Here is an 11,964-nt window from a genome sequence, read left to right on the forward strand (position 1 = left end):
GTTTTATTCCTCAGTTTCTTCTATTACTTCTTTTTCTTCGGCTTTAACACTTGTGAAAGTCACAATCTGTGCATCTTCATCCAAGCGCATCACCTTGACTCCTACGGTTGCACGTCCTGTTTGCGAAATATTTGCCACACTGGTCCGAATCATGACACCTGTATTGGTAATGACCATCAAATCCTCACTACCATCTACGGTCATAAGCCCTGCTAAAGCACCGTTTTTATCGGTGATATTGGCTGTTTTCATCCCTTTACCACCACGGCCTTTTGTAGCATATTCACTCGCTAATGTGCGTTTTCCATATCCTTTTTCTGTAATAATCAAAACTTCATCTGTATCCTTGATAGCGCTTGAGCCGACCACTTGGTCCCCCTCACGCAAATCAACACCACGAACTCCAGCAGCGGTCCGACCCATATTTCGAACCTTGTCTTCCTTGAAACGAATAGCATAACCGAGCTTGGTTCCAATGATGACATCGGTCTGTCCATCTGTCAAGAAAACATTGATCAATTCATCTTCATCTCGTAGATTTAAGGCTTTTAGACCATTCTGACGAATATTGCTAAATTCTTTCACACTGGTCCGCTTCACAATCCCATGACGTGTCGTAAAGAAGAGATAAGAATCATCACTTCTGTCCTTTTCGACATTGATAATGGTTTGAATCGACTCCCCTTCGTCTAATTTCAAAAGATTAACAATCGGTAATCCCTTAGCAGTACGACCATATTCTGGAATTTCGTAACCTTTCAGTCGGTAAACGCGACCTGTATTGGTGAAGAAAAGTAGGTAATCATGGGTACTGGTAGAAACCAATTCTCGCACAAAATCGTCGTCCTTCACACCTGTTCCTTGGACACCGCGACCACCACGTTTTTGCGCTGTGAACTCACCTTGGTCCAAACGCTTGATATAACCTTTATTTGACAAGGTGATTAGAACATTAGTCTCCTCAATCAAGTCTTCATCTTCCAAAGAGAGCACTTCACCAATCATCAATTCTGTCCGACGCTTGTCTGCAAACTTACGTTTAACCTCATCCAACTCTTCCTTGATAATCGCAACAACACGCTCTGATTTCGCCAAAATATCTGCTAAATCGGCAATCAAGGCTAATAAATCATCGTATTCTGACTGAATCTTGTCACGCTCCAAGCCTGTCAAACGACGCAAACGCATGTCTAAAATGGCTTGACTTTGACGTTCTGACAACTTAAAGCGAGACATCAACTCCGCCTGAGCCTCAGCATCCGTGTTGCTATTTCGAATGATGCGAATGACTTCGTCAATATGATCCAGTGCAATCAGCAAACCTTCCAAAATATGAGCGCGTGCTTCTGCCTTTTCCTTGTCAAAAATCGTTCTACGCGTCACGACTTCCTTTTGGTGCTCAATATAAGCATCTAAAATCTGACGCAAGGAGAGAATCTTTGGCACACCATTTTGAATAGCTAGCATATTAAAGCTAAAATTGGTCTGCATTTGAGTCAATTTAAAGAGATTATTCAAAATGACACTGGCTGAAGCATCTCGCTTCACCTCAATCACAAAGCGAACTCCTTCACGGTTGGACTCATCTCGGACTGCCGTAATCCCCTCAATTCGCTTTTCTTGTACCAAGCGGACAATGTGCTCCTGCACCTTGCTCTTATTGACCATATAGGGGAATTCTGTCACGACAATGCGCTCACGCCCAGTTTTGGTTTCTTCGATTTCTGTTTTTGACCGAAGAACGATAGAACCTTTTCCTGTCTCATAAGCTCGGTGAATACCGGATTTCCCCATGACCATAGCCCCTGTCGGAAAATCTGGACCAGGTAAAACTTCCATAATGTCACGTGTCGTCACATCTGGATTGTCCATGACCAACTTCACCGCATCAATGGTCTCTCCCAAATTATGCGGAGGAATATTGGTCGCCATTCCGACCGCAATCCCTGTCGCACCATTGACCAATAGATTTGGAAAACGAGCAGGCAAAATCTCTGGCTCACGCTCACTAGCATCGTAGTTGTCCGTGAAATCAACTGTATTTTTATTGATATCACGGAGCATCTCAAGAGCAATCTTGCTCATCCGAGCTTCCGTGTAACGCTGAGCCGCTGCTCCATCTCCGTCCATAGAACCAAAGTTTCCATGACCATCTACGAGCATATAGCGATAGCTCCACCACTGAGCCATTCGCACCATCGCCTCATAAATCGAGGAATCTCCGTGTGGGTGATACTTACCCATGACATCCCCCGTGATACGAGCAGACTTCTTATGTGGCTTATCAGGAGTCACCCCAAGCTCATTCATCCCATATAAAATGCGCCGATGAACGGGCTTTAGCCCATCTCGCACATCAGGAAGAGCACGAGCCACGATAACGCTCATGGCGTAATCGATAAAACTCGTCTTCATCTCACTGGTGAGATTTACATTTACTAAATTTTTATCTTGCATGCATCTGTCTCTTTCAACAATATTCTTTACCATTATACCACAAAAGAGAATATTTTTCAGTAATAGCACTATAAATTAAAAACGTTTACATCTTCAAAATCCACAGAATACTCGTGACAAAGCCTATCAAAAGTGATAGAATGATTGAGTATGGGAATTCAATTCCCTAAAAAAATAAAGGAGATGTTTAGCTAAATGACTCTTACTAAACAACACAAAAAAGTTATCCTTGTTGGTGACGGTGCCGTAGGTTCTTCTTACGCATTTGCCCTTGTCAACCAAGGAATCGCTCAAGAATTGGGAATCATCGAAATCCCAGCTTTGTTTGATAAAGCTGTCGGAGATGCAGAAGACCTTTCACACGCTTTGGCCTTCACTTCCCCTAAAAAAATCTATGCAGCTTCATACGCTGACTGTGCAGACGCTGACCTTGTTGTCATCACTGCAGGTGCTCCACAAAAACCAGGTGAAACTCGCCTTGACCTTGTAGGTAAAAACCTTGCCATCAACAAATCAATCGTTACACAAGTTGTTGAATCTGGCTTTAACGGAATCTTCCTTGTTGCTGCAAACCCAGTTGATGTCTTGACTTATTCAACATGGAAATTCTCTGGTTTCCCTAAAGAGCGCGTTATCGGTTCAGGTACATCACTTGACTCAGCTCGTTTCCGTCAAGCACTTGCTGAAAAAATCGGAATCGACGCACGTTCAGTACACGCCTACATCATGGGTGAACACGGAGATTCAGAGTTTGCTGTATGGTCACATGCCAACGTTGCTGGTGTGAAATTGTATGACTGGTTGCAATCAAACCGCGACATCGATGAGCAAGGCTTGGTTGACTTGTTTGTATCTGTTCGTGACGCTGCTTACTCTATCATCAACAAAAAAGGTGCGACTTACTACGGTATTGCCGTTGCCCTTGCTCGTATCACAAAAGCAATCTTGGATGATGAAAATGCAGTATTGCCACTTTCTGTCTTCCAAGAAGGTCAATACGAAGGTGTTGAAGATGTCTTCATCGGACAACCAGCAATCATCGGTGCACACGGTATCGTTCGTCCAGTAAACATTCCATTGAACGATGCAGAAACTCAAAAAATGCAAGCATCTGCTGCTGAATTGAAAGCCATCATTGATGAAGCTTTCTCAAAAGAAGAATTCGCATCAGCAGTTAAAAACTAATCCATAAAAAAGAGGCTGGGAAAAATTTCCTGACCTCTTTTGTTTTATAGTTTGAACAGTTTGTTGCAGTCTTGTCTGCTTTGTAGAACATTGATTTAGCAATATTCTATCAGAAGGAGCTAGCGAATTGCTCTTTGCTAGCCCTATTTCCAACCTTTTACAATTCTCAATTGTGAAAGCCAGTCAACTTGCGGGTGAGAGTAAACGAATCCAGTGGATTCGTTTAGCTAGAGATTAGAAACAAAGGAGTGAGGAGAATCGCTTTCTTCGAAATCACGATTTTTGTCTCACTCCCTTTTTTATATTTAGCAACACAAATCGTTAGTATAGTTGCTTAGTTTTGATATAGTACGAAGCAACGAATCACAGCAGCACTTAGGTTAATCAAGACGAGTTAAGGACACAATAAATCAAAACTAAATGACTATAATAGAGGGTTAACTAGCTCACTCAAATGATGAATAGGCCTATCACTGCACATCTCTAGCTTTTAGCAACAATGCGGACCAATTCCTTGTACCATATGTATCGTTTTCATGCCAACTCTCTTAGCAGGAAGAATATCATTGTCCATACGGTCTCCAATATAGACACAACGACTAGCAGGACTCCCTGCCTTTACCAGTGCATATTCAAAAATAGCTCTATTAGGTTTTTTATAACCTACATCTTCTGAGCCCACAATGATGTCAAAAAATGATGAATTCCAAATACTTCTAGGCGCTCCTCTAAGCCACGACCTTGATTAGCAATAACACCCAAACGATAGAACTGACTTAGATAGTCTAGTGTTGATAGGACATCAGGATAAAGCCTTTCTCCCTCATGATTCCATAGAGGACGCATACTAGCTTGCAAACCATACCAAGACTAAGCATTTCTAATCGGATCTTCTCCTTTTCCTGCTACTTCTTTCATCTTTTCATAAAAAGCTGACGCAGTCACACTTCTTTCCCATGAGTAGTTAATGAAGCTGCGCACTCTCTCGCAAATCGTTGGTAGGACACTATTTCGTCCACCAGGGTTGATCCCACATCAAAAAATATCCAATCTATCATACTCATTCCCCATCTATAAACAAAAAAGATGAGATTTCTCCCATCTTTTGATATTATTTAGCCAATTTAGCTTTTGCTGCGTCTGCAAGTGCTGTGAAAGCAGCTGCATCGTTAACAGCAAGATCAGCCAACATTTTACGGTTTACTTCGATTTCAGCCAATTTCAAACCATGCATCAATTGTGAGTATGAAAGACCATTCATACGAGCAGCCGCATTGATACGAGTGATCCACAATTTGCGGAAGTCACGTTTTTTCTGACGACGGTCACGGTATGCATAGTAGTAAGAGTTCATGACTTGTTCTTTTGCAGTACGGAACAAGATGTGTTTTGCACCATAGTAACCTTTAGCTAATTTTAAAATACGTTTACGACGTTTGCGTGATACAACGCCACCTTTAACACGTGCCATTTATATTTCCTCCAATAATTCCTAGAATATGTACTACAATTGCCTTATTTAAGACCTGTAAGCATTGCTTTGATACGTTTGAAATCTCCAGCAGATACCATAGCTGCTTTACGAAGATGACGACGTTGTTTCTTAGTTTTTCCGTGGAAACGGTGAGAAGTGTAAGCACGGAAACGTTTTAAGCCACCAGAACCTGTACGTTTGAAACGTTTAGCTGATGCGCGGTGTGTTTTTTGTTTTGGCATGATATATTCTCCTTTTTCTAACTTTCTGACCTTATTTTTTGTCAGGGATTGGGGCTAGTTGCATGAACATTTGACGTCCATCCATCTTCGCTCTTTGCTCAATAATTGCCACATCTTGTGTCGCTTGCGCAAAGTCTGCCAAGACCTTAGCTCCAATTTCTTTGTGGGTAATCATCCGCCCTTTAAAGCGAATAGATACCTTAACTTTGTTTCCTTTTTCAAGGAATTTACGTGCATTGCGAAGCTTAGTCTCAAAGTCCCCCTTATCAATCGTTGGACTGAGACGGACTTCTTTAACGGTGACAACACTTTGTTTTTTGCGCTGTTCTTTTTGCTTTTTCTGATACTCAAATTTGAACTTGCCATAGTCCATAATTTTAGCAACAGGTGGTTTGGCTTGAGGTTGAATCAATACTAAATCGACATTTGCTTGATCAGCTAAGCTCTGTGCTTCTGCCAATGGTTTAATGCCTAATTGTTCACCTTCAAGACCAATCAAGCGAACTTCACGCACACGAATTTCATCATTGATGAATAAGTCTTGTTTTGCTATGGTTTTCACCTCTTTTTTATTTTTAGAGAAAAACAAGAACGGACTTGCAACGCAAATCCGTTCTACATGATTTATTTCATCACTGAAACTTAACCTGTAGAGCCAGACAACGTTAGTCGCAAGGCGAGAAGCTCTCACTTCTGCTTTTCTCAACTCTATTATTTTATCAAGTTTCTGATAAATTGTCAAGGATTTTTTTCGCTTTTTTCGAAATAAAATCCACAACCGCTGGAATATCCACACCAGTCGTATCAAAATGAATTGCATCCTCAGCTGGCTTCAAAGGAGAAACAGATCGATGACTATCTTTATAATCTCTTTCTGCAATCTCTTTTTCCAAAGTTGCTAGATCTGTTTCAATGCCTTTTTGGATATTTTCTTTGTAACGACGCTCTGCACGTTCTTTCACAGATGCCACCAAGAATATCTTTAATTCTGCTTGAGGTAGAACCACTGTCCCAATATCACGACCATCCATGACGATGCCACCTTGAGCCGCAATGGAACGCTGCAAAGTAACAAGACGTTCTCGAATTGCCTCTTGAGCTGCCACAGCAGACACTGCATTGGTCACATCATTTTCTCGAATAGCGTGGGTCACATCCACATCCCCTACAAAGACAAGCTGCTCCCCGTTTTCATCGCGACCAAAACCAATCGGATGAGCATCTAGTAACATCAAGATAGATTCTGTATCTTCTAAAGCTAAACCATTTTGGAGAGCCAAGTAAGTCGCTGCTCGGTACATAGCACCTGTGTCTAAATAGGTATAACCAAAATCTTTGGCGATAATCTTAGCCACTGTACTCTTGCCACTCGATGCTGGACCATCAATAGCAATTTGAATTTGTTTCATACACTTACTCCTACTGAATCTTTACCACATCACCAGGATTTGCATACCAAGCCCCCGTTGACATGTGTGATGGATTAAGGCGTTCCAAATCAGCAATCGAAATGCCTGCACGCGCAGCAATAGAAGCTTCCCCTTCGCCTGCTTGAACGACAATCGTCCCTTCAGTCTGAGTTTGAGGTGTTTCTTCCTCAGGCTGCTCTTCACCTTCTACTGGCTCTGAAGAGGAAGCGACCGTTTCTGTTGTTGCTCCTGCATTAGCAGTTGTGCTAAAGAAACCATTCATATTGGTTTGTTTATTGCTGCCACCTGTTGATAGATAGACAAGTACAGCAACCATGATAATCACAATGATACAAAAAATAGTGGCTAAAATTGTCAGTAAACGAGTCGCTAACACGCTCGTTGATTTATTAGATCTTTTCAATTCTTCTTCTCCGTTTTCATAAATATTTTCTTCCCAACCTTCTTTTTCCATGACTTCCTCCTTGTATTTTTTTAAAAATCTTATTACAATATGTATATGAAAATAAAACTAATTCCTGAGCGGTGCATAGCCTGCGGGCTTTGCCAAACGTATTCTGACATCTTTGATTACCATGACAATGGTATTGTCAAATTCTACCAAGAAGAGGACTTATTGGAAAAAGAAGTCACTCCTGATGACGGCATTCTTACAGCTGTAAGAGAGTGTCCCACCGGCGCTCTCAAAAAAGGCTAATCTTTCTGACCACTTGCGTAGTAGGCTTCAAAGTAATCCAAATGGGTCAAATGGTCCATCAGCTCGACTTCTCCCTTGAACTGCTCATGTAAGGCAAGAGCATTGACAAAATATTTCTTTGGCCACTTTCTCATGCAGAAAGTCCGGCCTTTTTCTTTGCCTTCAAAAAATAAGGTGATGGAGGTCTTTGTAACCTCAACCTTCGTGATACTGGAAATAGCTACTTTCTTCGGTGTAAAAGGATTTGCTGTCACAATTCCCAACATTCCATCCTCATAAATCGTAAAATAACGATGAACTCCTAGTCCCAAGAGAAGCATGAAAAGAAAGAAAGACGATAGAACAACCGTCGGAATTCTCGAACTTTCATACATCAGAGACAGACCTACAAAGATTGGAATCAACGATAAAGACCAATATACAATTAAAATGGCTACATCTGGCTGCCAATGATACCGCAACTGTCCAAAAATCTTTATCATAGCACACCTCCTCTTATATAGTTTACCATAAAATGACAAAAAATAGAATAGACGAGCTATTCTATTTTGTAAATTTCATATACCTATTGAGGAATTTCAAAAAATTCCTTTGAAAGATAGCCTTTCCCCGCCACCAAATCATATTGAATCAATTTTAAATCCTCAGCAATTTCTTTCCCCTCTTTATCCAACTCTTTCTTATCTACACTTGCCTTGTGCAACACTTCAGTTAATAAAGCATAATAGGGTGATACTTTAGAATTTGTTTGTTCTAACATTAAAGCTGTAAAATCACTTGAATTTACAAGTGGATAATCTAGTTTGGGAGTTTCAAAATTACTCCAAATAAAATAATCTGTCAAATACTGACTATCTGGATTTTTTGAAAAAGCCGACTGCGGATATATACCTGGCAAATGATCACCATAAAATACAACTGTAATTTTTTTATCTATTTTTGACAATTCATCTAAAAATTGTTTCGTAGCTTGATCAGTTTGATAAAGTAAGCGAGAATAGCTCAAAAGATTACTAGATTCAACCTCTGTGAAATTCTCTCCCGTAACCACTAAATCCTCGGGCTCATAATAATACCATGGGCTATGATTTTGCATGGTTAAGACGGAAAAGAATTGATTCTTCTTGGTGGATAGTTCACTTAAAACTTTCTCATATGTAGACTCATCACTTGGATAAGTTCCCACATTAACAATATCCCTATCTTTCGCATTCTCTTCTAAAAAGATTTGTGTATCAAACCCTAATTGTGAGTACATTGCTCTTCGAGAATAATTATTGCCACTAGCTAAATGTATGACAACTCTATCTTCAAAACTGTTACTAATGCTAGGAAATACGGTCAAATTCGGCGCCAATTCTGAATTCATAATGGAAACATAGGGACTCAAATTATATTTTGGTAATCCCGTTAAAGTTTGGAATTCCATATTAGCTGTGGCGCCACCATACCCATCTGCTTTCATCAAACCACTCGTACGCTCTTTTAGCAACTGAGAAATATTTGGTATGATTTCTTTTTGACTTTGAACACCTTCCAATCTTCTTGGATCGGAAAAACTTTCGCTCAAAATATAAATAACTGTTTGATCAGAAATAGCAGATTTTCTGTTCTCATTCATTGATTTTGCTAGATTCTGATATTTTTCGCTCAATTCTTCTATTGCTCCTTTAGAATAATGAGCAGGTAATTCCATATTTTCGCGTGTCAATTGTTTCAGCCAAATATAACTCAAAGATTGAAAGCGCGAATTAGCTGATAATCCAAAATAAATTTCGAGCCAATGAAGATTTTCCAGATTATTTATGGACGAAATAATCGGAATACTTCTCTTTTGATTCGCTGTTTTTGAATTGGCAACTACATTTGTTATACTCATAAAAAAGCTTAATACCAGTAAAATAATTACCGTTTGATGTAAACGATGCTGGAATAATTTATTGGAGAAGACATGAAATCGATGAGAAAAGAAGATAATAGCAATAACAACTAACACTACAATAGTTATCGTAAATCCAATGTGTATATTTGCAAAACGAGCAACCGTGCCAATTTCTTTCCACCAAGATAAATCTGCTGGCAAAAACGGTTCATGCCTTAAGTCAAATTTCAGGCTATTTACAATCGTAACAATTATTCCTAAAGCAACATTTACAATGGTACCTAGAATATATTGATTACTAATTCCATAAACACCAATAAATAGAACGCTCAATACCATAATTTGAAAGAAAGTCGCACCTGAGGCTAAATACGTCCCAAACCAATCTCCTTTATCGGTTATCCCTGCTTGAATCGTATAATTAAAAATTCCAGCTAATAAAATACTAGTTGTTACAGATAAAGAAAAGTTTCCTCTTCTCTGTTTAAATGCCTTACAACTTTGAATAAAAAAATAAGTAAAAATGGAAGTTAAAATATAGGCTATCAAACTATAAAAGACTAAATGTTCTTGATTTAAACTTCCATTTTCATGGTAAATTTTAAGATAGGTATTTTGCTCAATCACTAATCTCATTTGACTACCTGTCATAATAAAATAAGTGAATAGCTGACTTAAGAATACATCATACGTTCTATTTCTTACCGCAAAATAAATTTTTTCTCTATATTCTTGAAAGATTTTATACCCCAAGCAAAGACTCAAAAAGATTCCTGTGAATAAGAGACCATTATTTTGCATAAAATGGTTTTTATTGAATTCCTCCCAATGAAATGCTTCTACATTTAAGTTAAAAGTCATTTTCATCCAATAATCAAAGACTAAATAACAGATATATAAGAGTCCTGTGTGAATAATCGTCCCAATTTTTATTGAAGGATACAATTCACGAGCAATCACTAGAAATAAAATTCCAATGATGCTAATAAAAGGATTAAATAATTCTAATTTCGTTCCAAAAACGATATTCAAATCATGAAAAATGAGACTATAAAAGCCTAAATAAATCATAAAATGAATCCATTTATTTTTTATTAACATATAAACACCATTTTTGATTATATTTGAGTATATAGACCAATACTAATTGTAAAGATATTCAAATAAATCATAGAATATTGTAAAAAAGTAAGGAATGCATCTGATTGTTGCATCGAAAACTTTTGAGGTTTCAAGGTTTGTTGAATCCAATTTCCTAACAAGATAGGGACCATTAAAATCATAAAGTAATAATAGCGCCCTTGAACTCCCCCTACTGATATATTTCCTGGACTATAAACTCTCGGATCACCTGTAATTGCATAGATAATTAGAAATGTAACAGCTAGTAGTGTAAAAATACTCCAAATAATAAAGTTTTTGCTTAGTTTAAACGAAGTCTGCAAAACGATTATAGTCGCCAAGCTAAATACCAATAAAGTCGTAATTGCAATTAGAATGTCTGATTGATGTGAAACATAATGCAGCGGGCGAATCATATAGTTATCTACAATAACTGCAGGCATGCTAAGCATGGTTCTAATAATTGGCAAGGGATGTTTAACAAAATACAATAACCCTGGACTACTTCCAGTAACAGGATTAGCAGATGAAAATAAAGGAATAATTCCTGAATAAAGTAAAGCGAACAAGAAGTTCAGAATAAATATACAGAAAGAAAAATATCTTGTTTTCTTTGAATCATAATATTTATTTGGCAATGCAGCAATCAAGCTCCCTACCAAAACTAAAGGAAACTTAGAAAAAATAAATAAAGTAGTAAATCCTTGATAAAGTAGAGATACTTTCCTAGTAATAATCGTTTTACCTGATAAAATATTAGTCAATAAAGCAATTACTAATAAAGAAGCTCCATAATAAAGATAATCATAATGATAATTCGATACTATATACATAGTAGAAGGCAGAGTACCCATCAGATAAATCATTTCTTGATAGGCTTTGCTCAGCTTAATTGCTGCATAGACTAGACCAGCAAATGCTAATACATGGAAAATACGACCCAAATAATAAGAAATATAAACCTTACTAGATAACAGTCGACCTACATTCCAACCGATAGATCCAGGTAAGAAAGCTGGATTATCAAATCCCTTAATCTGTCCTTTGATACTACTCTTTTTATGCTCTACATGATACCAATAGTCATCTCCTTGATAATTCGGTTGATTTCGAATCCCATCATGGAGAAAAACAGATTCGTAGTCTTCCAACTTTTCATCTGAATACTTAAAGAAGAAGCTATCTGATAAGCCAATCGCATTGGCCAAATGAGACTCTTCATCTAAACCATACTGAACTGGTTTAATCAATGCAATAGAAGTTCCTAAAAATAGAATTAAGAAAAAGGCATTTCTAGCTAATTTACTATTGTCCGTAAAATTTGTAACAATTAAAGTAGCAACAACTCCTATAATCACTTCCCAAAATTTTATATCAAATTTAAAATCAAACAAAATAGGAAGAGCCAACTGTGCAAAAACTACAATAACGACTCCTAATCCTATGCTAATAATTTTTTTAAGGCTTGCCTCCAT

Annotated in this window: 13 protein-coding genes and 1 other annotated feature; of the genes, 2 read left to right on the forward strand and 11 right to left on the reverse strand. The window is 38.1% G+C overall.

Going from position 1 to position 11,964, the window contains the following annotated elements; translation table 11 throughout:
• Nucleotides 1-3 precede the first annotated feature (3 nt).
• Nucleotides 4-2,457 (reverse strand): DNA gyrase subunit A, encoded by a 2,454-nt coding sequence (gene gyrA / locus AB1I63_03680; protein ID MEW4353988.1) that lies wholly within the window; start codon nucleotides 2,455-2,457, stop codon nucleotides 4-6.
• 195 nt (nucleotides 2,458-2,652) lie between these two features.
• Here gyrA and AB1I63_03685 point away from each other — a divergent pair, with 195 nt between their 5' ends.
• Entirely contained in the window at nucleotides 2,653-3,642 is a 990-nt protein-coding gene (locus AB1I63_03685) for an L-lactate dehydrogenase (GenBank protein ID MEW4353989.1), read from the forward strand.
• A 490-nt stretch (nucleotides 3,643-4,132) separates the two neighbouring features.
• Here AB1I63_03685 and AB1I63_03690 read toward each other — a convergent pair whose 3' ends face one another.
• The 7 genes from AB1I63_03690 to AB1I63_03720 form a co-directional block, all read right to left on the reverse strand.
• Nucleotides 4,133-4,324, reverse strand: coding sequence for an HAD family hydrolase (locus tag AB1I63_03690; protein MEW4353990.1), 192 nt, complete (start codon nucleotides 4,322-4,324; stop codon nucleotides 4,133-4,135).
• Nucleotides 4,306-4,488: a hypothetical protein gene (locus AB1I63_03695; GenBank protein MEW4353991.1), complete on the reverse strand. Its 183-nt coding sequence runs from the start codon at nucleotides 4,486-4,488 to the stop codon at nucleotides 4,306-4,308. The genes AB1I63_03690 and AB1I63_03695 overlap by 19 nt, the downstream gene beginning before the upstream one ends.
• 265 nt (nucleotides 4,489-4,753) lie before the next feature.
• A complete protein-coding gene (gene rplT, locus AB1I63_03700; GenBank protein MEW4353992.1) occupies nucleotides 4,754-5,113 on the reverse strand; it encodes a 50S ribosomal protein L20 in 360 nt (119 codons plus the stop codon).
• A gap of 44 nt (nucleotides 5,114-5,157) precedes the next feature.
• Nucleotides 5,158-5,358: a 50S ribosomal protein L35 gene (gene rpmI / locus AB1I63_03705; GenBank protein ID MEW4353993.1), complete on the reverse strand. Its 201-nt coding sequence runs from the start codon at nucleotides 5,356-5,358 to the stop codon at nucleotides 5,158-5,160.
• Between the two features lie 31 nt (nucleotides 5,359-5,389).
• A complete protein-coding gene (gene infC / locus AB1I63_03710; GenBank protein MEW4353994.1) occupies nucleotides 5,390-5,920 on the reverse strand; it encodes a translation initiation factor IF-3 in 531 nt (176 codons plus the stop codon).
• A gap of 15 nt (nucleotides 5,921-5,935) precedes the next feature.
• Nucleotides 5,936-6,063, reverse strand: a sequence feature (ribosomal protein L20 leader region).
• A 14-nt stretch (nucleotides 6,064-6,077) separates the two neighbouring features.
• Nucleotides 6,078-6,767: a (d)CMP kinase gene (gene cmk, locus AB1I63_03715; protein MEW4353995.1), complete on the reverse strand. Its 690-nt coding sequence runs from the start codon at nucleotides 6,765-6,767 to the stop codon at nucleotides 6,078-6,080.
• Nucleotides 6,768-6,777: 10 nt separating this feature from the next.
• Nucleotides 6,778-7,242, reverse strand: a complete 465-nt coding sequence (locus tag AB1I63_03720) for an SAG1386/EF1546 family surface-associated protein (protein ID MEW4353996.1) — start codon at nucleotides 7,240-7,242, stop codon at nucleotides 6,778-6,780.
• A gap of 39 nt (nucleotides 7,243-7,281) precedes the next feature.
• Between AB1I63_03720 and AB1I63_03725 the strand changes: the two genes are divergently transcribed.
• Nucleotides 7,282-7,485: a ferredoxin gene (locus AB1I63_03725; protein ID MEW4353997.1), complete on the forward strand. Its 204-nt coding sequence runs from the start codon at nucleotides 7,282-7,284 to the stop codon at nucleotides 7,483-7,485.
• Here the strand turns inward: AB1I63_03725 and AB1I63_03730 are convergent.
• From AB1I63_03730 to AB1I63_03740, 3 genes are all read right to left on the reverse strand, one after another.
• Nucleotides 7,482-7,967 carry an EbsA family protein gene (locus tag AB1I63_03730; GenBank protein ID MEW4353998.1) on the reverse strand — a complete coding sequence of 162 codons (486 nt, stop codon included), beginning with the start codon at nucleotides 7,965-7,967 and terminating at the stop codon, nucleotides 7,482-7,484. The two genes, AB1I63_03725 and AB1I63_03730, sit on opposite strands and share 4 nt — an antisense overlap.
• An 83-nt stretch (nucleotides 7,968-8,050) precedes the next feature.
• Complete coding sequence (locus AB1I63_03735) at nucleotides 8,051-10,438, reverse strand: LTA synthase family protein (GenBank protein MEW4353999.1); 2,388 nt, start codon at nucleotides 10,436-10,438, stop codon at nucleotides 8,051-8,053.
• A gap of 47 nt (nucleotides 10,439-10,485) precedes the next feature.
• Nucleotides 10,486-11,964, reverse strand: coding sequence for a DUF2142 domain-containing protein (locus AB1I63_03740; GenBank protein ID MEW4354000.1), 1,479 nt, complete (start codon nucleotides 11,962-11,964; stop codon nucleotides 10,486-10,488).

The sequence above is a fragment of the Streptococcus pneumoniae genome, from assembly GCA_040719455.1.
Taxonomy (GTDB): Bacteria; Bacillota; Bacilli; order Lactobacillales; family Streptococcaceae; genus Streptococcus; species Streptococcus pneumoniae_G.